The organism is Streptomyces sp. NPDC057486, from assembly GCF_042802415.1.
GTDB lineage: Bacteria > Actinomycetota > Actinomycetes > Streptomycetales > Streptomycetaceae > Streptomyces > Streptomyces yanii.
The window spans coordinates 63,915-85,101 of record NZ_JBHVEE010000003.1 but is presented as its reverse complement, the minus strand read 5'-3'; the positions used below and the strand labels follow the sequence as shown (position 1 = coordinate 85,101).

The 21,187-nt window shown below is 69.2% G+C and carries 13 protein-coding genes and 1 pseudogene; 3 read left to right on the top strand and 11 right to left on the bottom strand.

Annotated elements, in window-relative coordinates:
• Positions 1-221: 221 nt before the first annotated feature.
• Together ACFU6I_RS03065 and ACFU6I_RS03060 are read right to left on the bottom strand one after the other, a co-directional pair.
• On the bottom strand, positions 222-1,223 hold the full coding sequence (locus ACFU6I_RS03065) for an ImpB/MucB/SamB family protein (protein WP_384360719.1): 1,002 nt from the start codon (positions 1,221-1,223) through the stop codon (positions 222-224).
• Complete coding sequence (locus ACFU6I_RS03060; RefSeq protein ID WP_384360717.1) at positions 1,220-4,675, bottom strand: DNA polymerase III subunit alpha; 3,456 nt, start codon at positions 4,673-4,675, stop codon at positions 1,220-1,222. Before ACFU6I_RS03060 ends, ACFU6I_RS03065 begins: the two co-directional genes overlap by 4 nt.
• A 567-nt stretch (positions 4,676-5,242) precedes the next feature.
• Here ACFU6I_RS03060 and ACFU6I_RS03055 point away from each other — a divergent pair.
• Positions 5,243-6,121: a septum formation family protein gene (locus ACFU6I_RS03055; RefSeq protein ID WP_384360715.1), complete on the top strand. Its 879-nt coding sequence runs from the start codon at positions 5,243-5,245 to the stop codon at positions 6,119-6,121.
• 451 nt (positions 6,122-6,572) lie between these two features.
• Here ACFU6I_RS03055 and ACFU6I_RS03050 read toward each other — a convergent pair.
• Positions 6,573-6,852: pseudogene (locus ACFU6I_RS03050) on the bottom strand (S1 family peptidase); the annotation flags it as partial.
• Between the two features lie 268 nt (positions 6,853-7,120).
• Here ACFU6I_RS03050 and ACFU6I_RS03045 point away from each other — a divergent pair.
• Entirely contained in the window at positions 7,121-8,014 is an 894-nt protein-coding gene (locus tag ACFU6I_RS03045) for an alpha/beta fold hydrolase (RefSeq protein WP_384360713.1), read from the top strand.
• Between the two features lie 36 nt (positions 8,015-8,050).
• Here the strand turns inward: ACFU6I_RS03045 and fxsT are convergent, their stop codons facing one another.
• From fxsT to ACFU6I_RS03020, 5 genes are all read right to left on the bottom strand, one after another.
• Positions 8,051-11,986: an FxSxx-COOH system tetratricopeptide repeat protein gene (fxsT, locus tag ACFU6I_RS03040; protein WP_384360711.1), complete on the bottom strand. Its 3,936-nt coding sequence runs from the start codon at positions 11,984-11,986 to the stop codon at positions 8,051-8,053.
• Complete coding sequence (gene fsxC, locus ACFU6I_RS03035; protein ID WP_384360709.1) at positions 11,983-13,329, bottom strand: FxsC protein; 1,347 nt, start codon at positions 13,327-13,329, stop codon at positions 11,983-11,985. The genes fxsT and fsxC overlap by 4 nt, the downstream gene beginning before the upstream one ends.
• A gap of 91 nt (positions 13,330-13,420) precedes the next feature.
• On the bottom strand, positions 13,421-15,724 hold the full coding sequence (gene fxsBH / locus ACFU6I_RS03030) for a radical SAM/SPASM protein FxsBH, inactivated beta-hydroxylase extension form (RefSeq protein ID WP_384360707.1): 2,304 nt from the start codon (positions 15,722-15,724) through the stop codon (positions 13,421-13,423).
• A 30-nt stretch (positions 15,725-15,754) separates the two neighbouring features.
• Positions 15,755-15,919: an FXSXX-COOH protein gene (locus tag ACFU6I_RS03025; protein WP_208857661.1), complete on the bottom strand. Its 165-nt coding sequence runs from the start codon at positions 15,917-15,919 to the stop codon at positions 15,755-15,757.
• A gap of 474 nt (positions 15,920-16,393) precedes the next feature.
• Positions 16,394-17,104: a hypothetical protein gene (locus tag ACFU6I_RS03020; RefSeq protein WP_384360705.1), complete on the bottom strand. Its 711-nt coding sequence runs from the start codon at positions 17,102-17,104 to the stop codon at positions 16,394-16,396.
• Positions 17,105-17,422: 318 nt separating this feature from the next.
• On the opposite strand from ACFU6I_RS03020, the gene ACFU6I_RS03015 reads away from it, so the two are divergent.
• Positions 17,423-18,352 (top strand): DUF4231 domain-containing protein, encoded by a 930-nt coding sequence (locus ACFU6I_RS03015; RefSeq protein WP_384360904.1) that lies wholly within the window; start codon positions 17,423-17,425, stop codon positions 18,350-18,352.
• Positions 18,353-18,378: 26 nt separating this feature from the next.
• Here ACFU6I_RS03015 and ACFU6I_RS03010 read toward each other — a convergent pair whose 3' ends face one another.
• The 3 genes from ACFU6I_RS03010 to ACFU6I_RS03000 form a co-directional block, all read right to left on the bottom strand.
• Entirely contained in the window at positions 18,379-18,858 is a 480-nt protein-coding gene (locus ACFU6I_RS03010; protein ID WP_384360703.1) for a hypothetical protein, read from the bottom strand.
• 189 nt (positions 18,859-19,047) lie between these two features.
• Complete coding sequence (locus ACFU6I_RS03005; protein ID WP_384360701.1) at positions 19,048-19,947, bottom strand: S1 family peptidase; 900 nt, start codon at positions 19,945-19,947, stop codon at positions 19,048-19,050.
• Positions 19,948-20,389: 442 nt separating this feature from the next.
• Entirely contained in the window at positions 20,390-21,187 is a 798-nt protein-coding gene (locus ACFU6I_RS03000) for a DUF1684 domain-containing protein (protein ID WP_384360699.1), read from the bottom strand.

The following is a 21,187-nucleotide window of genomic DNA, read 5'->3' as shown; positions in this document are numbered from 1 at the left end:
GTAAAAACTGACGCAGCATCATCAGGCATTCACGCGAAACAGATATGATGGTTCGTCAGGCAACGGGTCGATCATCCACGACGACCGCGTACAGCCGTGCACGCCTCGCCCGGAGGCCTATCACGTCGTCGAAGACGTGCGCTGCAGGGCGGAGACGACACCGTGCGCTCCCGCGGGGCGATCGTGACCACAGGTCGCTCGCGTCCGGCCCCCGGGGATCCTCATCGCCGAGGTCCGGGTCGCTCGCCGGCCAGAGCGGCGGAAAGTACGGCCTCGGGTCCGAAGCGCCGCCTGGCCCGGTCCGCGGCGGCTTCGGCGGCACGGGCACGGTAATCGCCGGGGTCCAGGGGGAGTTGGCGGTGAGCCCTGGCGGCCGGCAGCAGGTCGTCGGCGCGGATCACGAAAGCACGGACTCGCGCCCGCTGCAGCCCGAGAGCGGTCAGCAGACCCAGAGCAGCCGTGACGAGGGCGGGCGAATGGTCGGTGGGTTCCGCCAGCGTGCACGTACGCGTGGTGGAGCTGCGGTCGGCGTACCGCACCGTGAGCGTGAGGCGGCCGGTGACCTGGCTTTCACCACGCAGGCGTTGGCCGATCCCGTCGGCGAGTCCCAGGACGGCACGGTGATGCCGCACCGGGTCGAGACAGTCCTGGTCGAGCACGAGATCGGCCATCAGATGTGCCGCCGGTTCCAGCGGGACGACCGGGCGGGAATCATGGCCGCGGGCCCGCTCGGCCAGCAGTCGGGCCTGGCCGACGCCGAGAATGCGTTGCAGGGTCGCCGGGGGTACGTCGGCAAGCTGACCGATGGTGTGCAGGCCGTACCGGCCGAGCGTGGCCGCGGTGGCACGGCCGATTCCGGGCAGCGCGGTGACCGGTCGGGGGCGCAGCCAGGCGGCGGCCTGTTCGGCGGGTACCCAGGTGGTGTGTCCCGGCGCGGACGCGTCGGCCGCCATGGTGGCCAGCATGCGGTTGCCGGCGAGCCCTGCGCTGCTCTCGATGCCGTACAAGGCGAACAGTCTGAGTTTCGCAAGCTGAACCACGTCGTACGGGGTGAGGTCGAAGTACCTGAGCGCGGACGTCAGGTCGAGCTGGACGGCATCGGGCGACACCGCCTGCACATGGGGGGTGATGCCGGTCAGCAGGTCGATCGCGTCCGCGTACCGTCCTTCGTACGGCAGAGCGTGCAGGTGCAGGTGGGCGATGTGCCGTCGGCGCGTGGTCATCCTGCGCTCCCTGGGCTGGTGTAGCCGAGCTTTCTCAGATCGGCTGAACCGCTGCCGGCGGGCTGCAGGTCGGCATAGGGATGCAGCCGGGCGCCTGTCGTGCCGTTGATCAGGGTGCGCCGCGGCTGCGCGGGGGTCGGTTGCGGATGGCTGACTCCGAGCAGGGAGAGAGCGGCTTCGGGGCCGTGATCGCGACGGGCGACGGCGATCCGGTCCAGGTCCCAGGCCATGGTGCCGACGACGGTGCGGCGGGTGCCGCGCACCTGGACCGTGCCGCGGACCAGCAGCAGCCCGCTGTGGAAGACGGTGTACGCGCAGGCGGGGTGGGAGTCCTCGAAGAAGGCCAGGTCGACCAGGCCGGAGCCGTCCTCCAGGGTGACGAAGATGATGCGCTTGCCGCTGGCGATCGGCGGGGTCTGCGTCGAGGCCCGTACCCCGGCGACGAGAACCTGCCCGCCTGGACGGGCTCCGGCCAGATGCGCCGCGTCGGTGGCACCGATCTCCCGCAGCAGCCGGTGATGATGCTCCATCAGATGCCTGGAGACGTCGATGCCGAGCGTGTTCAGCTCCGCGCTGAGGGCTTCGCGTCCGGTCATCTCCGGCAGGCCGCTCGGCTCCGCTCCGCCGACCGCCTCCACGTCGATGGGCAACTGGCCCTTGCTCGCGGACCGGGCGCGGGACTGCCGCTGGAGTTCGACGATCTGCAGCAGCAGATCCCGCCGCGTGAGGCACCCGTCGTGCAGGGAGTTCAGCGCGCCGATCTCGGCGAGGCGTTCGGCGACCGGTCGGCTGGGCCGGGCCCGCTGCCAGAAGTCCGACAGCGATCCGTAGGGCTGGGCCTCCTCGATCCGCGCGCATTCCTCCTCGCTGATACCGCGCACCGCGGACAGCGCGAGCCGCACGCCCCACTGCTCCCCGTCGGCCCGCTCCACGGTGTGCTTCGTCCTGGAGTGGTTGACGTCGACGGGCAGCACCGGGACGCCGCGTCGGCGGGCGTCGGCGACGATGACGCGCTTGGGCCACATACCGGGGTCGTGTTCGAGAAGGCCGGCCAGCAGGAAGGCCGGGTAGTGCGCCTTGAGCCAGGCGCTCTGCAGAGCCGGTACGGCGAAGGCGACCGCGTGCGCCCGGCAGAAGCCGTAGGCGCCGAAGGCCTCGATGGTCTTCCACACCTGGTCCCGGACCGCAGGGCTGTAACCGCGGGCGGCCGCCCGGCGGTGGAACCAGTCCTTGATCCCGGGCAGTCGGTGCTTGTCGCCGAGTGCCCGCCGGGCGACCTCGGCCAGAGCGCGATCGCAGCCGGTCAGCACCGACAGCGTCTCGATGACCTGCTCGTGCCAGATGGTCACGCCGTAGGTGTCGGCGAGCACGGGTTCGAGGTCCGGGTGGGCGTAGGCCGGTGTACCGCCATGACGTGCGGCGATGTACCGCTCGGGCATTCCCCCCGCAACCGGTCCGGGGCGGAAGAGACTGATGTCGGCGATGACGTCCTGCGGGTCGCGGGGCTGCAGGCGCGAGAGAAGATCCTGCTGGCCGGGCGATTCGAGCTGGAACAGTCCTATGGTCTGGCTCTCCTGAATGAGTTTGAACGCGAAGACGTCGTCGAGCGGCACCTGCCGTGGATCGTCCAGATCGATACGGTCACCGGTCACCCGTTCGATATCGGCGACGGCGTGGGCCATCGCGGACTGCATCCGCACCCCCAGAACGTCCAGTTTGATGTTGCCCAGCGCCTCGATCTCCTCCTTGGCCGCCATCGCCATCGGATAGTTGCCCTGGGGGGTGGGCTGCACGGGCAGCCGGTCCAGGAGCGTCGCGTCGCTGATGATCACTCCGCACGGGTGCATGGCCATGCCGTGAACCAGGGAGTCGAGGCCTTCGGCGAGCTCCCACAACGGCCCGTACCGCTTCGCTTCGGCCGCCAGTTGACGCAGTTCGGGCAGTTCGGCGAGTGCGCCGGTGATGTCCGATGCCCGCAGGTGCGGGAAGCTCTTGGCGATCCGGTCGACGTCCGCCGGCGCGATCCCCAGTGCGAGCCCGGTGTCCCTCAGCGCCCGGCGGGCCCGGTAGGTCTCGGGCATCGCGGTGACCGCCACCCGCTCGGTACCGAACCGGGCGAAGATCGCGTCGTAGCACTCCAGCCTTCTGGCGGACTCCACGTCGATGTCGATGTCGGGCAGCGACGCCCGTCGCACGCTCAGGAAGCGTTCGAACAGCAGGCGGTGGTCGAGCGGGTTGGCCGTGGCGATGCCCAGCGCGTGGCAGACCATCGAACCGGCGCCCGAGCCGCGGGCCGCGACCCGAATGCCCAGCTCCCGGATGTCGGCCACGACCTGGCCGACGGCGAGGAAGTACGAGTCGTAGTTCAGCTCGGAGATCACGCCGAGCTCTTCGTCCAGCCGGTCGAGCGCCACCCGGTCACGGTCCAGGCCGCGCCGTACCATGCCGGCCTCGCACCGGCGACGCAGAAACTGTGCCGCGCCGCCCGTTCCCGGCTCGACACCGAGCACTTCCGGTTCCGGAAAGTGGGATGTGCCCAGCCCCAGGTCCGCCCTGGGATCGACGGAGCACTCGGCCGCCGTGGCGGCGGTGTCCGCCAGCAAACGGCCCGCCCGCCGGGCGTCCGCTCCGGCACACTCGGCGATCAACTGCGCGATGCGCACCATCTCTCCTTCGCCCTTGAGCCAGCGCTGCCCGCTGTCCAGGCGGCGCCGGTCGATGGGGCGCAGCAGCCGCGCGGCATCGAGGACGTCGGCGAGCCGGTGCTGGTCCGGGTCGGCATAGCGGACGGCGTTGGAGAGGACGGCGGTGGTGCCGGTACGGTCGGCCAGCGCCAGGGTGCGGGCGGCCAGCCGCAGTGATCCCGGGTCCGTACCGGACCGCCTGTGCAGGACAGCCTCCAGCCGCACACCGCTGCCGAAGATCTCCCGCCATGGCGCCAGCAGCTTCGCCGCGACGTCCTCCCTGCCTGCCGCCAGTGCCCGTACCGGCTCCGAGAGCGGTCCGAGCAGCACGATCAGACCGGGACCGCCGTACTCGCGCAGCGCTTCCCACGGCACCACCACCGGGGCCGCGCCGCCCGCCGTGCCCGCGTGCGCGGCCGACGTGATGCGGCACAGCCGTGCCCAACCCGTCCGGTTCTGTGCGAGCAGCACCACCCGCAGGGGCGGCTCGACGACGTGCGCGCCACCACGCGCCGGGGTGCGGCGGCGCTGCACCGGAGGAGGGGGTGCGATGGCCTCCACGGCCAGATCGATGCCGAAGACCGGCCGGATCCCGGCTCCGGCGCAGGCCTTCGCGAACCGTACGGCACCGGTGACCGTGTCCCGGTCGGTGAGCGCGAGCGCCGTCGTGCCGCGCTCAGCCGCTCGCCGGACAAGGTGTTCGGGATGGGCGGCACCGTAGCGGGCGGAGTATCCGGACGCGACGTGCAGATGGGCGTAACCCGCCATGCCGCACCTCCATCACTCACCCCATTTGAGTCTTTTGCCCTATACATTCATCGTACGCGCGTTCGATTACTCTAACCCCCACCGACCTCGATCGATGGCGTGATTCGAACGCGTGACCCATTTGGCGTATCCGTGCAGCGGCTCACCATGACCCCGTCGGCACTCAACGTCACCGCACGGGAACTCTCCGCGCACAAGGGGTCGGCGGGGAAACCACAGCGCACTGCGCAGCAATGCGCGCCGGGCACGGGGCATCCGACGGGCGAGCCGGTCAGCCGTTCGGCCCGGCCCCATCTGCGCAGACAGGGAACACCCCGGACCGTGGGGGCATGGCTTTCGCTGACGAGGTGAAGAAGGCCGTCACTCCACGGGCCGCACTGCCCGTCGTCGGAGTTCACAAGCCCACCCCCGACACCTCCCGACCCCCGCGCCGGACGACAACTCGTCCGGATGCCACCCGCACAACCGCCTCCGGCGCAACGAAGCGCCCGCACACAGCACTGTCACTTACATGCCATACGATGCGCACACCCGCTCACACCCCTTCCGTTTGAGGATGCTCACGTCATGTCCCTCGGTGTCACGTCCCGTTCCCTGCGCGGTATATCCGCCGCCATAGCCCTGATCTCGGTCGGAGCGGTGGGATGCTCCGGAGCCCTCGACAGCGCAAAGTCCGGCGCCAAGAAAGTGGTTCGCCAGCGATCGGTCTTCTCGCTCGCGGCCGGCGACTGCTACAACCCGAACAACAAGGCACCCAAGAGCGAGGAGTTCACCGTCGAGGTCGTGCCGTGCGAGGAACCGCACCAGGGCCAGGTCGTCGGTGACTTCAAGATCGACGGGCAGTCGGCCTACCCCGGTGAGGACAAAACCGCACAGATCGCCGACGAACGATGCCCGGCCAAGGCGCAGGAGTTCACCCCCGACGCCTGGGCCCTGCCCAAGGGCGTCGACGTCTACTACTACTCCCCCACCAAGGAGAGCTGGGCGGCGGGCGATCGGGCCGTGAGCTGCACGTACACCAAGGAATCGGGCACGTTCTCCGGTTCGTTGAAGAGCAAGCCCCTGAACGCCGACCAGCTCGCATACCTGAAGGGTTCGAACGCCGTCTACGATGCCCTGTGGACGAACCAGCCCGAAGCCGAGCAGGTCGAGGGCGACTTGGCCGGCTACAAAAAGCAGGCCAAGGCCGTTGCCGCCGCGCTCGGCACTCACCTCACGGCCCTGAAGGGCATTCAGCAGCCGGAGACCGTCAAGCTCCGTGCACGGCTGGAGAAGACCGCCGGTGCGTGGGAGAAGGCCGCTTCGGCCGGTGACACGGACTCCTTCTACCTCGCCTACGACGGGGCCTTCTCCGGTATCGACCCGGGCAAGACGGTCGCCGCCCGCAAGGAGCTGCAGCTCGCCACCACCGTCCCGGCCGACGAAGCCGAGGTCTGGGCCGGCTGACCCGGTCGGATCACGCCGTCCGGCCGGACACCTGCCGGACGGCGGGGCCCGCAGAGGCGGCCGTCTGCCCGAAACCTCTCCGGTTCCGAGGCGGGGCGCCACCCCATCAGGGCTTCGCCCCGCCGTCCCCACCATCAGCCCGCGGGCGGGGCAAGGCGCGGTGGCATGTCCTTCGGCGGGACGCTGCGCTGCGGCCGCAGGCTACGCGGACGGCTTCGGTCGGGGCCGGGATATTCGGATCTGCTCGATGTGCGGCGTGACGATGCAAGTGGCGTCCGGGCAACCGTGCGGTCTCCCGCCTCGGCGGAGGGCTTCGGCATGTCCGGGTGCTTCGCCGGCTTCTTGTGCAGACCGAGGTGGACCTCGTCGGCGTACGCCTGGTGGACGACGCCGCCGATGAGGCCCGGACCAGGCCGCCCCTCCGCCTGACTCACGTTCCGACTGTCCCCCGGCCGCGTCGCGCCCAGGTCGTCGCCGAGGGCGGTGGCGAGCTTTCCGGCCGCATTCGCCGTCGGCGTCCGCGCGGTGAACTGCGGTACCTCGTCACTGGCGTTCGCATTCTGGAATGTGATTCCTGCTGCGACCGGGGCGACAACGGCCGAACCGGCCATCACCGCACGCTTCCTGGATATGCGCCGATGCTTCGACGTCGACCTCCTGTGGGGCAGCGCACGGGCAAGTGGGGTGCCCGGGTACGGAGGATGGAGCCGTCCACTATTCCGACCGGGCATATAGCACACACGGTCGACTTCAGGACGAACACACGACCGCACCGCTTCTCCCCCGCCCCGTTCACCTACCTGGAGCCGCACCATGTCGGTTCCGCTTGCGAACAAACCGTGCGACCGTCCGGTCGGCCATGTGTGAGGACTGGGCCCGTCCAGTATTCGCTGTTGATTTACCTCAATTTCCATTCCGCCCCGGGACTTTGATGGGTCATCATCGAATCGGTGGAAAAGTCGGGCACTCGGTGCCCGCACGGAGTGGAGGAGGCGCGGAGTGCGCAGTCGGGTGCGCGCAAAGGACGGGCGGCATCTGATGGTGGAGCGTCTGGGCGACCCGCAGGGGAGACCGGTCTTCCTGCTCCACGGAATGCCCGGGAGCCGGCTCGGTCCGGCGCCGCGCGGCATGGTGCTGTACCAGCGCAAGACACAGCTCATCGCCTATGACCGACCGGGCTACGGCGGCTCCGACCGGCTGGCGGGCCGCTGCGTGGCGGACGCCGTGGAGGATGTGCGGGCCATCGCGGACTCGCTCGGACTGGAACGGTTCGCCGTGGTGGGCCGTTCCGGCGGCGCCCCGCATGCCCTGGCCTGCGCCGCACTGATGCCGGACCGGGTCACCCGTACCGCCGCTCTGGTCGGGCTCGCCCCCTGGGACGCGGACGGACTGGACTGGTTCGACGGGATGGCCGCATCCAATGTGCTGGCGTACACCACGGCGGCGGCCGACCCGGACGGGCTCGCGGAGTCCTTCATCTCCCGGTCGGCAGTGATCAGACAGGATCCGGTCAAGCTCCTCGACGATCTCCGCCGGGAGCTGACCGACTCCGACCGGGTCATCGTCAACGACGCCGGAATCCGTTCCATGCTGCTGCGCAACTACAGTGAGGGGTTGCGCACTTCGGCGTACGGATGGATCGACGACGCGATCGCGCTCTGCACCCCATGGGGCTTCGACCCGGCGGACATCACCGGCTCCGTGATGCTGTGGCACGGCGAGAAGGACGTCTTCTCACCGGTCGGGCACTCCCGCTGGCTGGCCCGGCAGATCCCGGGCGCCACCGCGGTGCTGGAGCCGGCGGCGGCGCACTTCGATGCGCTGTCCGTGCTCCCTGTCGTCCTCAACTGGCTGTTGGAGGAACAGGCCACCGCCGTTCCTTCGAAGGGCTGACCCGGGCCGGGCCCGCCATCGGCGGGCCCGGTCGGCTCAGATCGTGATCGGCTCCAGTTCGCGCTGGAAGCGGGTCTCGTCCCGGGCGATCCGGGTCAGCGGATGCTCGTCGCCGAGCTGCCGGGACAGCTCTTCGACCACTTCCGCCCGCACCTGCAACGCCTCGTCCTTGCGCCCCATCCCATCGAGCGTGACAGCCATGTTCGACGTCATGGCCAAGGTCTCCGGATGATGCGCCCCGAGGGTCTCCCGAAGCTGCGCGGACACCTGCCGCTCCGTCGACAGCACGATGTCGAGGTCGCCGAGGTCCGCGGTTGCGTTGGCCAGGTTCATGACGCAGAACAGGGTGTGCGGATGCTCGCGCCCGAACACCTCGCGCATCGAGGCGACCACCCGTTTCAGCAGTTTCTCCGCCTCCTCCGCCGCACCGGCCCCCGAGACATAGACGCCGAGGTTGTTCTGGGCGGCCAGGGTGTACGGGTGTTTCTCGCCCGGGACCTTCATGTACTGGTCGACGACCTCCTGCGCGGTGTCCCGCGCCTCGACCGCCTCACCGGCCGCGAACAGGTCGGCCGCCATGTTGAGATCACAGGCCAGCGATTCGGGGTTCGCCGAGGTGTACTTGGCCCGGTACCTGGCGCGGGTGGCCACCGTCAGTCTGCGGGCGTCCTCCAGCCGACCCGCCCTGCGCAGTGAGACCGCGAGGCTCTTCGCCGCACTCAGCGTGCCCGGGAAGGTTCGCCCGAGGTGTGTCTTGTAGCTGTCGTAGGTGCGGCTGAGCAGACCGACGGAGTCCTCGTACCGTCCCACGTCCCGCAGATCGCGGGCCAGGTTCATGGCGGAGGACAGGCTGTACGGGTGGTTCGCGCCGAGCACCTCGGTACGCCGGTCGTAGACGTCCTGATCGATCTCCCTGGCCCTGGCGTACTGCCCGACGAGGCGCAGGTTCAGAGCCAGGTTGTTGGCCGCCGCCAGCGTCCTGGGGTGTGAGTCGTGGAAGATCTGACTGAACCCCTCGGTGGCTTCGGTCGCCAGCTCGATCGCCCGGCTGTAGTCGCCGAGGGTGCCGAGGTCCGTCGCGAGGCTACTGGTGGTCATGTACGTGTGCGGGTGCTCCGACCCCAGTACCTCCCGCTGCCGGGCGAGGGTGATCTCGTCGAGTTCCTTCGCTTCCACATAACGACCGCGCGAGCGGTAGATGTTGGAGAGGTGGAAGCAGAGGTAGAGGTACTGGAGATCCCGCTCGCCGAGCATCTCCTCCCATGTCTCGCGCAGTTCGGCGCCGAGGGTGCCGGCCGTCCTGAAGTCACCGCGCTTCCACAGGTAGCGCACTCGGTCGATCAGGAGCCTGCGGGTCTCGGGTTCCCTGCAGTTGCGCGCATCGGAGGGGCCGAGGTGCGGCCATATGGTCGCGAACCGCGGCCAGGTCGCCGGGTTGTCGATCGGCTCGTCGTCATCGGGCCGGGCACCCGCCAGAATGCGGTGGACGACATGCCGGGCGTCACGCTGCTCCTCCTCGCTGAGCTGCGCCCGGATGACGGCCTGGACGAGGCGGTGCACCTGGATGGAGTTGGAGACCTGGTCGACCTTGGCGAGGGCGAACCGGCCGATCTCCCGGATGACCCGGCCGAGCACCAGCTTCTCCTGGAGCGAGGGGTCGTACGGTTTCAGCGCCTCGATCATCTCCTTGCTGTAAAGGAGGTTGGCGTTGATCGGCTCGGGGGCGAAGAAGGCACAGAGCTGGAGCAGCCGCACGGCGGCGGGCGAGCGCTCCTTGAGGCGCTGGATGGAGATGTTCCAGGTGGCGGCGACGGGTTCCGGGTAGCCCGCGGGCTGGTTGAGGGCCAGCACCTGAGGGGCCTGCTGGGCGAGCTGCTCCAGATAGGCGTCGATGGGCGTGGCGGTCTCCGCGATCCAGGCCGCCGCCTGTTCCACCGCGAGCGGCAGGTCACCGACAGCGGTGGCCACCTGCGCGGCGTCCTCGACGCTGAGCCCGGGGGCGCGGCGCTGGAGGTGCTCGATGGACTCCTCCCGCAGGAAGACGTCGACGGGCAGTGCGTCGCCGTGCTGGGACCAGGTCTGGTTCCTGGAGGTGACCAGGATGTGACCGGAACCGCCCTGCGGGAAGTAGCGCCGGAGCCGTTCGGGGTCGTCGGCATTGTCGAAGACCAGCAGCCAGCGGTCCGACGGAACTCCGCGGCGCAGCAGGTCGACGGCCTCCTGGGAGGCCGCGGCCATGTCGTCGCCGCCCTGCGCGCCGAGCCGGACCGCAAGTTCGGCGAGGCCGGCCACCACGTCGTCGGTCTGCTCGGACGATATCCACCACACCAGGTCGTAGTCGGCCATGAAGCGGTGCACATACTCGAGAGCGACCTGCGTCTTGCCGACGCCGCCGAGACCGTAAAGGGTCTGCGGCTGGGGAAGCACGACGGCCATGCCACCACCGAGTTGGTCGCGCATCCGTTCCAGGACCAGGGAGCGGCCGGTGAAGCCGGGGTTGCGGGGTGGTGCGTTCCAGATCTTCGGCACGGTGCCGGGGAAGCGGGGCCCGGGCGCGACCCCGTCGACGAGCTGCACTGGGCGGTCCAGGGCACGCATCAGCGCCGCGGTGGCGTGCACCTCGTCGAGCCGGAAGAGGTCGACGGGGTTCCGGTCGATGTAGGGCGCGGAAAGGCGTACGTCCCCGACCCTGAGAGGCAGCAGCTGACGCCTTCCTCCGCCCGGGTCCTCGGCGACCGCCCTGTCCCACAGGCTCACGGCCCGCTGGGACTTGAGATAGGCGCTGGAGAGCAGGACGACCGTACGGGTGGCGCTCTCGGCCGCGAGTTGCGCCGGGTCGGCCACGCCGGGCTCGGCGGAGACATCGCGCGGGACGACGCGGAATCCGGCCCGGGTGAGAACCGATTCGATCCAGTCGGCCCACATCCGGTTCTCCGCCACATAGTTGAGGAAGAGATCGGCGGGCAGCGCAGGCCTGCGCCGGGTGAAGGCGTCGCGGATCCGCAGCCGCACCTCTTCGCCCACGGGGGGCATCGAGGTGATCTGCCGGTCGGTGATGACGGCGGTGAGCCGCTCGAAGGCGGACAGCAGCGAGTTGGTCAGACCTGCCTCGTCGCCGAAGGTGGCCAGCGTCTCCTCGTACGCGTAGTAGGGGCGGTACGGAATCTCCACCGCTCCCCAGTAGGCCGTGAGTTCGTCACCGGACAGGTCCCGGGGCAGCCGGTCGAACTTCAGCCGGGCCAGGGCTCGACCCGCGTCGGCCTTCTCCTTCTCGCCCTCGTCGATGCGCATCGGGACGGGGAAGATCGAGATGGGCCGGCCGGTGTAGCGCTCGGAGATCTGCCGGGCGACGGATGCCGCGCCGTCGATGGACTGGTCGCTGAGTGTGAAGCAGTCGACGAGCAGGTCCGGAAGGTGGACGGTGCAGATGTCGGCGATGTCGCTGAGACCGGTCCGGCTGTCGATGAGGACGTAGTCGTAGTTGGCCTTCATGTCGTCGCGCAGGGCGTCGAAGAAGTGCCCGCCGCCGAGCCGGTCGTAGAAGTTGTCCCAGTCGAAAGTGGAGACGGTCGCGGAGTATTCGCGGTTCTGGCGCCCGGCGGAGACGAAGTCGAGGGTGCCCCCCTGCGGGAACTCCCAGCCGAGCGCCTCCGGGGCGAGGGAGACGGCGTGCGGCTGGATGCGGGCGTAGTCGCGGTGCCAGTCGTCGGCACGCTCGACCGGGCTGGTCGCGGCCCAGGCGTACTCGGTGATCAGATCGATGACGCCGGTGGTGGCGCCGAGTGTCGACGGGTCGAGGAAGGGATGGAAGAACCGGTGGAGTCCGGGCGCCTCCAGGTCCCAGTCGACGGCCAGTACCCGTTTGCCGTTGGCAGCCAGGATCCAGGCGGTGTTGGCCAGGGCCATCGTGCGCCCGGTACCGCCTTTGTACGAGTAGAAAGTGACGATGCGTCCGTCACGCCCGGCCGTCATACGTCCTCCGCATCCGTCGCAGGGTCGTGCATGTCCGGTATGAACTGCGTGTTGCCCATGGGCCCCATCAGTCGTGTTCGTTCAGTGTGACCGCCGCCCGTCGCCGGCGGGTAGACCGCCGCGTGGCGCAGATACTGCTGGGCCGCCGCCTCCACCACCTGGGGCAGTACCTGTCCGAAGGCATCCATGCTGGGCACTCCCCTTGCCGCGGCGCGGCAATACGCGCGCCCCTGTCGAATCTTGGACGGCATGGTCTGTTCGAGCTTCTCGGTCAACTCCGCCTCGGCGGCTCTGCTCTGGGGGTCCTCGCGGTTCCAGGGCACCACCATGGTCACCCACGGGCGGTTCTCGGCGTCGAAGGCCGCGAGTCTGCGGCGTCGGTCCTCGTCCATCAGCGCCCAGCGGTCGACGACCAGGATTTCCGGCCTGTTCGGTGGCCCCTTGCTCTCCGTGTGGCCGGACTCCTCGTCGAAGGAGGTGACGGTGGCCTGGTAGTTGAGGGAGCGCACCAGGTCCTCGGCGACATAGGCCAGGGGCCGTGCGGAGGCCGGGTGGTAGGGATTCCAGTCGTGCGGATTGTCGCCGTAGTAGTCGGCGTTGCGTCCCTCGGGCAGGTCGTGCCGGGTGGGAGCCGCGATGGTCACCTTCATCGGGCGAGGCGCACCGGCACCGCTGCTCTGCGAGCCGAAGGCGCTGGGGGCCAGCCGGTAGTCGACGGGGCGGCCCACTTCGATCCGGGCGGTGGCCGCGACGCTGACGATACGTTTGGCGAGTTCGTAGACGGCCCGTTCGTACTCCTGGGCGAAGAGTCTGAGTTTGATCAGTCCGTAGAGCCCGTCACTGACGTAACGTTCCCCGAAATCACGGTGATTGAACTGCAGTCGCTCCGCCGGCCCGGGCAGCTGGTTCGGTGGAACCGGCACCCAGAGCGCGGGCACGATCGCTTCGGCGGGCTGATTGCTGCGGGCGCGGTGAGCGATGGCGCGCTGTTCGAAAGCATGCCACTCCTTTCCGCACATCTCGCTGGCGAAATAGCGCGGAGAGAAGAGCGGGACGAACACCCGGCAGGTGGCCAGCACGCTGCCGAGCCGTTCCGACCACCCCTCGCCGGACCGTATCTCCCGGTCCATGAACCCGGCGGAGGCGCCCGCCGGGAGGTCGGTCATGGCCATTACATGGCCGCAGAGATCCTGAAACAGCCGCTCGACCCACATATCCGGGTCCGTTCCACCGCCGTACCCCGGTGTATGCGCATAGCTCAAGAAGAAGTACGGCCGATGGTCCGCCGCTCGCGGTTGCGTTGATGCGTGCACACGACCCCCGTCCTGTGTGAGCACTCGCATCCGAGGAGTGTGGGAAGAATGCGAGCGAATTCATCATTCCGGAGCGGACCTTGCTCCACCCCCATGGCGTTCGGTCATTCAACGCCGCTTTTCAGTCATCCATCCTCACGCCCGGTCCATCAGGTTCTTGATCAAAAACGGTCTTGCAACTGTTCTTCCCGGATGTCCCGTGTGTACCGCTGATCTCCTTTCGGACTGCGGCCAGCAGCTGTTTTCCGTCGATGGTCAGTTCGGCCGCGGCTTCGAGTGTGTCGAGTGCCTGCGGCACCCCGTCCAGGAACCGGGGGTCGAAGAGACCCAGTCCCACCCGTTCATAGGTCATGGACAGCAGTCGGGAGAAGGGAACGGACTTTTCCTGCCAGGGCGTCCGATGGTCCCAGGCTCCGTCCGATGCGTACAGATCCGTGACATCCACGAGGGCCCTCAGCTTGGCCCGCCGGAATCCTCGGAGCAGGCCGAGCGCCAGTTCCTCGGTATCCGTGCACACGCCGATCCCCAACGCCCCGTAGCCGTGCCGCCCCACGGCGGGCTGCCCGGCGGTGAGCGGCGTCAGCGCGATCAGGCTGCCCGCCGCTTCGGCCGCCTGCTCCGGCACGACCGCCATCAGCCGTTCCCAGGCCCCGGCGAGTCCCGCGCTCCACGCATCGGCCTCGGACTGCCCGAGCCGGGGAGCGACGGGCCTGTCGAAACAGTCCCGGTACGGGTCGAGGTCGTCGAGTACGAAGCCGGGCGCCCCGTCGACACCCACGTGGCGCACCGGAAGCCAGCCAGGGTCTTCCGTCGACGTCCGCACGATCCGCCGTTCGGCGGGGTGCCCGTCCCGCCGGATCAGGAATCCGTCGTCGGTGGCGCGCACGAGAGCGGTCCCGTGCTCCCCCGGCCCGCCGATCCGCGCCTCGCCGAGGGTGGGGAGGAAGATGCTGCCGTCCCGGTAGGCGACGGGGACATCCCGTTCGAGTCCGGCGCGTACGGCGGCAGCGGCCACGGACGACGACAGCCGCAGCGTCGCCGACCGGTCGGCACCGGGCCGGCCGGCGTACACGGCGTCCAGCGCGTCGAGCAGCCAGGTGCGGGTGTAGGGATGGGCCAGAACACCGTCCAGTCCAACGGCACCCGCCTCCGTCCGGTCCAAGGCCTGCACCAGCTCCCAGGCCTCGTCCCAGCGCTCTCCGCCCCCGCCGTCGAGGTCCGCGTGGAGCCGGGCGAGCAGAGTCCGCGTCAGGTCCTGGTGCGCGGCGATCAGCTCGTGCGGCTCCGCGACCGCGGCCGACTCGGTTTCCGCCGCCGTCCGCACCTCGATGCCGCGCACCAGTGCTTCGAGATCCGCGCAGTACACCGAGGGGTTGTCGAATCCGCTGTCCGAGCGGTAGCGGTGTGTGTAGAGCCCCCCGCCGCACGAACGTACAACGGGGCAGCGACGGCAGGTCTCGCTGACCCCGGCCAGGCCGAGCTGCCGCGCGCGCACCCCGGGGTGCGCCGCGACCTCGTCGAAGGCGTGCGTGAAGACGTCGAACCCGGTGGAGGCCGCGCCTTCGTAGGCGCTCTTGAGCGAGTCCACCTGTTCCAGCTGCCCGTCGGTCTCGACGACGACGAGGTCCGTGGGGGCCAGGCCCAGGGATTCGGTGAGACTGGGTCCGCCGCTCAGGCTGGACAGGACCGAGGAGAAGAACCGCACCGGCACCGGCCGGCCCTGTTCCCTCCAGCGGTCGAAGATCGCGAGGAGCCAGTCGGCATAGGCCGTGGGCGATCCGTCCGGACGCGGCGGCGGCTGCTCCCAGGTGGCGTGCGGAAGCAGGAAGTCGATGAGCGGTGGATCGAGTTCGGCCAGGGCGTCGAACACCGCGTGCGGATCGTTCCGGATGTCGACGGTGCACAGCAGGCCGAGGTTGAGGTGCCGGTAGCGCTCCTGACGGAGGAGCTCGACGGCTCGCAGGACCAGGGGGTGGCTGGTGCGTCCGTCGGCGAAACGACGGTGCCGGTCGTTGGCGGCCCGGTCGCCGTCGAGCGAGATGCCGACCTTGACGCCGAACTCGTCGAAGAGGTCGAGATAGCGCGGGCTCAGCTGCAGACCGTTGGTATGGATCCGTAGATCGAGATCGGCGATGCCCTTCAGCGCCGAGGTGAGTTCCTCGCAGACGCGGCGCAGACGCGCGGGGCCCGCCAGGAGAGGCTCCCCTCCGTGCAGGATCACTGACACGGAGGGCAGCGCATGCGTCAGAGCATGCTCGGCCAAGCGTTGAGCGGTCCAGGAAATAGCCTCATCAGAGATTGCCTTAGGGCGGGTACGCCAGCTCTGATCAGCATGTTCATAGACGTAACAATGATCGCAGGCAAGATCGCACCTGCTGTGCACTTTGAGCACAATTTCGCGGAAGGGGACCAGGGGTCCTGTCATTCCGTCAGTCTAGCCACCTTACGGCGCGACTCAGAGAGCCGAGCTGAAGGTTGACGCCTTGGTGGAACGGCCGGTTGACGTGCTGAATACCCGGTCGAGCTTCCTGGTGGCTTCGACGCCACGGATGTCGATCTCGGCGAGCGGCACACGGCTCTTCGCATTGGCGAAGGATGAGGTGGATTCGTTGGTCTTCACGGCCGTCCTTGATGGGATTGTTCCGGACACTGAAACGCTTCCGGCTACTGCATAAATGCAGTGTCCGGCGGCACGACTTTACTCCGCTGACAGCGCTTGGCAAATGCCGACGTCGTACGAAACGCAGCTGTCACACAGCATTACGCCAGACGGAACGCGACTCGACTTTCGACCGTCGGAGTGAGGAGAGAAAGCGCAGGCCGGAGCGGATGACACGAGCCAGTTCCGGAAGGCCGGATCCTCCCCTTCGCCGGCCTGTACGCGGGCCGGTGGGGTGCCCCTGCACCAAGGACGGGTGATGCGCCACCCCGATTTCGGCGAAAGGTACGTGGATTTGACTTCAGGACAGATGCGCGACGCCGCGTGTTCGCTTCCACTCCGTTCACCCGCCCGGCGCCACGCTCTGCCGGTTCCGTCCGCGAACGCCTCCCGTCGGCCGCCTCCACCGAGCGGACGGGCGGGTCCTGCCGGACCTCAGTCGAGCGGGGCGTTGAGATCCGTCCTCGCCCCCTTCATGCAGTCCAGGACACGCTCGTGGGTGTCCCCCACGACATCGGTGACCCTGAACCGCAGGTACAACGCCTCGACGTCACGGACGAACCGCTTCGAGAAGGCACCCACCAGCACCGTTTCGTATCCCCCGGTGCCCACCAGGGGAAAGCCCGTCCCGAAGCGGATGACCTGGAAGTCCTGCGCGACGACGAGCCCGGCAGCTGTCAGTTCGGTCACGGCCTCGTCGAGATCGACCCACTGCGCACCGGCGGAATCGGCCTGCCCGGCCAGGACGAGGCGGCAGTCCCAGGTATCGATCACGGCTAGGTGCTGCCCGCCGTTGAGCACGCCGACGCGCCACGCGGACGCGTCCTCCTTCAGATGCCCCTTCTGCCAGGATCCGCGCCAGCCCAGATACGGCCGCACCGTGCGGGCGTACTGCGCCCTGGCCAGGACCGCGCCGCCGGCGACGGCCAGCAGACTGCCCAGGGCGTCCATGTCGAGCAGGTGCAGGCGCCACGGCCACTCGGTCTGCGCCTCGGCTGTGATGTTGGAGCGGATCACTTCCCAGAGAAGGATCGCGGTGAGCAGTGCGAGCAGCGCGAGGGGTGTGGTGAACAGCAGTGGACTTCGTCGGATCCTCCGTTGGGCACCGGCCGGCGACTGAACGTCGCCCTCGTTCGCATCCTGCACCTTCGCTCCCCCCGGCGAGAGGCGAGACCCGGACGCCAACGGGGAACTCGCCTGCAACAAAAGCAAGTTGACCAACCATGCCACAGCGTTTCGGATCGCACGAGAGCGACCGGATCCGGATCCGGGGAAGCAGCCGGCGCCCGGGGCACCATTGCAGTGTCCGGGCGGGCGACTCTACTCTCGTGCACCCGGTCGGCCTCCGCCCACGCACGCGTGCGCCCCGGGCACCGCACAGGGGCCTTCCAGACCTTCCGGCCGGACCGGACAGGCCATCCGCCTGGCTGAACGAGCATGTCCAAAACTGCAGACGGGGTGAACATGACGGCGATTCCCGGACCGCTTCAGTCCATGGTCTTCAGGAGCGAGGACCTCCCGGCGCTCTTCCACCACACGGACGCCATCGCCATCGCACGTCAGAGGGAGGCGGTCAATACGACCCGCGGCCAGCTGATCCTGCTCGTGGTCGGCGCCGTGCCGGCGGCCCTGCCGTGGCACGGCAGGATCGGTGGCTCATTTCAACTGCTCGACGCGGTCGGTGTGTTGGCCTATCTCGGGGTTCTGGTCACGACGTATGTCGCTTCCCGGCGCAAAGCAAAGTCGCATTGGCAACTGAACCGCTCCGCCGCCGAGTTCATCAAGTCGATGTGCTGGCGCTACGCCGTCCACGGCTCCCCGTTCGGCACCGGTACCCAGCACCCGGAAGCGGTGTTCGCCAACCGGCTCGAAGAGGGTCTGCAGGAGCTCAGGAAGGTCGGCTGGGTGGACCCCCGGGACGAGATGAACGATGCCGGCAGCGGGCTCATCACGGAGTCCATGCGGGAGCTACGGAGCAGGGCGTTCACGGTCCGCAAGGAGACGTACGTACGGGACCGGCTGATCGAACAGCGGCGCTGGTACCGCAGGCGCCAGCAGGTTTCGCGGCGCGGCGCGTTCGTCTGGTCGAGCGCCGTCGCCGCACTGACCATCCCGGCGCTGACGCTCAGCCTGCTGCAGACGTTCGGTGCCGCCCGGTCCTTCGCCCTGACAGGGGCGCTCTCGGCGGCAGCGGCCGCCTGCCTCGCCTGGAACGAGATGCGCCGCCATCACCCGCTGATATCCGCGCACTCGCTGGTCGAGGAGGACCTGGAGTCGATGCAGGCCGCCATGGAGACCACCCTGACCGAACGACAGTGGCCGGTCGCGGTCTTCGAGACCGAGCGGATCGTCTCCCCCGAACACACCGACTGGCTGGCACGGCACCGCATGTGAGGCGAGGCCACTGAGATGACGTCGGATCAGGCGCGCTCGACCCCGTCGCGCCAGATCACCGTGACCGGGCGGCCGAGGGTCCGCGCATACGTGACGATGTCGCCCGTGCCGCCGAGACCGCGGGCCGGCCGGCCGTCCCACACCGCGAGCAGCCGGTCGCAGTGATCGGCGATATAGGCGCCCGCCGCGTAGTACGCCTCGTCGGTGGAGTGCGGAAAGTCCAGCCGGACCTCCCGGGCCGCCCGGTCCTTGAGGCTCCGGTAGCGGGCCAGTTCGGCGCCGGCGGCAAACGATGTCTCGTAGTCCCCGCTGGGGATGACGACGGTCAGTTCGGCCCCGTGGGCGAGTGCCAGGTCGGCGAAGAGCTGATCCGCGCCCGCGGCCAGGCTGGAGAGGGCTTCCAGGGAGCCGTCGAGCCCGCAGAGCGCCGCCCGGATCCCGGCCAGCACATGGGCGTGCGCCTCCTCGGGAATGCTGCGATGGCCGGTCACTCCGATGCGTTTCACGGACTGGAACCCCCTGGAGTGTGTCCGGGGGTTCCCGGAGACATCCCTCCGGGAGGCACAGCATCCGCCCCCGTTGTTCCTGCGCGACCGACCTCCCCCACATCCTCTCAAAAGCCGCGGGGTGTGCGGGAGCCCCCGCCCGGAATTCGGGCGAGGGCTCCGTCATGTGTGCGATCGGGTGCCGGCGCGTCAGTAGACGCTGACGCCGTATGCGCTGAGCGCCTCGGTGACCGGCTGGAAGTACGTCGTACCGCCGGAGCTGCAGTTGCCGCTGCCGCCCGAGGTCAGTCCGATCGCCTTCGTCCCGGAGTAGAGGGGACCTCCGGAGTCGCCGGGCTCCGCACAGACATTCGTCTTGATCATGCCGTAGACGATGTCTCCGCCGCCGTAGTTGACCGTGGCGTTGAGACCGGTGACGGATCCGCTGTGGATGCCGGTGGTGGAACCGCGACGGGTGACGGACATGCCGACCGTGGCATTGGCCGCGCTGGTGATGTCCTGGCTGCCGACGGTACCCGCGTGGGCGACGGAGGCGTTGTCGTACCGCACCAGGCCGTAGTCATTGGTCGGGAAGCTGGATCCGACCGTCGGGCCGATGTACGTCGAGTTCGACGAGTTGGTGTACCAGGGCGGGTTGCCATCGGTGCAGTGACCGGCGGTCAGGAAGTAGTAGGTGCTGCCGCTGCGGACGTTGAAGCCGAGGGAGCAGCGCCAGCCGGGGGCGTAGATGGCGTCGCCGCCGGAGAGCAGCTTGCTGAAGGTGCCGGATGTGCGCTCGATGCGCAGGGCGCCCGCGTTGGCACCGGCGGACTTCTTGATCTGCTTGATCTCGGCCTGGGTGACCGTGCTGTCGGCGGTGACGACGAGGGTCTTGGTCACCGGGTCTATGTTCCAGGCGGTACCGGCGATGTCGGCGCCGAGCACCGCATCACTGGCGGCGGAGAGCTGGTTGGCGCTGAATGTCGTGGTGGAGTCGGCCTGGGCGCTGGGGACGGCGATTGCGGCGAGGGCAACCAGGCCCGCGGCGACCGCGACGATCCGGCTTCGTCGCGCTGTGGCGCTGAGGGGGGTGGTGCGCTTGTTCCTCACTTGTCATTCCTCCCGAGGGGAAACGGGGGTCCGCCTGTGGGGTGGTCGGACCCGTGAGGCGCAGTCGGGGGCACGGTCGCGACTCCGCGTTCCGGATGCGACGTGCTCCTGACAAGCGCTGCTCGGGAGTATTCAAGGCGTCAACTTCACGCGCAAGAGGGCCCTTTGGCCTGAACTCACCGCAACGGGGCCGGCCGTCCCTCCCGCCGCTCGCCCACTGGTGCCGTGACCGGCGATGTCTGCCCCGTGAGGAGCGTCGTCCGGTGCGTGCGATCGCAAGCGGGTGATCGTCCTCGTACCGGACGTACGTGGACGACTGAAGACAACGCAGCGAGGTGCAGTGCCGGGGCGTCGCGGGCCCACGAAGATCGGTCGGACAGAGCCCAGGGCCCCGGCAGCGCGCGCGTTGCCGGGGCCTGAACCGATCGGGTGCGGTGGTGCGTCAGTGGTCGACCCGGTTCCGCTCCCCCGCTCCGACGGCGATCGGCAGGGTGTTGCCGGGCGGCGGGAAGGGGCAGATGAAGTGGTCGGCGAAGGCGCACGGCGGCAGCAGCGCGCGGTTGAGGTCGACGGTCACGCTGCCGTCCTCGGCCGGCGCGGCCGACCGCAGGAAGCGGAAGCGGTAGCTGCTGTTCCCGCTGGTGGCGTCGGCGAAGACCGCCCAGAGCGAGCCGTCGTGCTCGACCGCGACCTGAAGCGTGTGCTCCGTGCCGTCCACCTCGAACGCGATCTCCCCGCCGAGGCCGAGCCCCCGCTCGACACCGTCGGCGTTCTCGACCCGGACCGTGCGGGCGGTGGCGTACGGGCGGAAGGTGCCGGACAGCGCCCAGCGGGCGTCGTACGGCGTCGCGTCGATGGCACGGAAGGCCTTACGTGCCCTGGAGTCCGGGTCGAAGTCCCGTACGGCCCAGAGCCCTTCGCGGCTCAGCACGACCAGCCGACGCTCGCCGTGCGCGACGCGGGACTCGCCGATCGGGCCGCGGTCCGCGGTGAGCCGCGCCTCGCCGGTGAACGGCTTCCCGTCGACGGTGAGCCCGTCCTCGACACCGGCCGTGAGCACCAGTTCGTCGCCGTCCTCACGCCACTGCCCGGGAAGGGCCGGAATTCGCCCCTCCGGGTAGTCGGAGAGCCAGTGGGTACCGGTGAGGGAGAGCGGTCCGTAGGGCGCCGAGACCGTGGCCGTGCGCTCCTCGTGCCAGTGGGTCCAGTCCTGGGCTGCCTGCTGTGCGTCCGTGCTCAT

What these genes read in the sequence shown, in the direction of transcription:
- ACFU6I_RS03065 (WP_384360719.1), bottom strand. Translation starts at nt 1,223, where the DNA reads ATGACCACGCGCCGACGGCACATCGCCCACCTGCACCTGCACGCTCTG.
- ACFU6I_RS03060 (WP_384360717.1), bottom strand. Translation starts at nt 4,675, where the DNA reads ATGGCGGGTTACGCCCATCTGCACGTCGCGTCCGGATACTCCGCCCGC.
- ACFU6I_RS03055 (WP_384360715.1), top strand. Translation starts at nt 5,243, where the DNA reads ATGTCCCTCGGTGTCACGTCCCGTTCCCTGCGCGGTATATCCGCCGCC.
- fxsT (WP_384360711.1), bottom strand. Translation starts at nt 11,986, where the DNA reads ATGACGGCCGGGCGTGACGGACGCATCGTCACTTTCTACTCGTACAAA.
- fsxC (WP_384360709.1), bottom strand. Translation starts at nt 13,329, where the DNA reads ATGCGAGTGCTCACACAGGACGGGGGTCGTGTGCACGCATCAACGCAA.
- fxsBH (WP_384360707.1), bottom strand. Translation starts at nt 15,724, where the DNA reads ATGACAGGACCCCTGGTCCCCTTCCGCGAAATTGTGCTCAAAGTGCAC.
- ACFU6I_RS03015 (WP_384360904.1), top strand. Translation starts at nt 17,423, where the DNA reads ATGACGGCGATTCCCGGACCGCTTCAGTCCATGGTCTTCAGGAGCGAG.
- ACFU6I_RS03000 (WP_384360699.1), bottom strand. Translation starts at nt 21,187, where the DNA reads ATGAGCACGGACGCACAGCAGGCAGCCCAGGACTGGACCCACTGGCAC.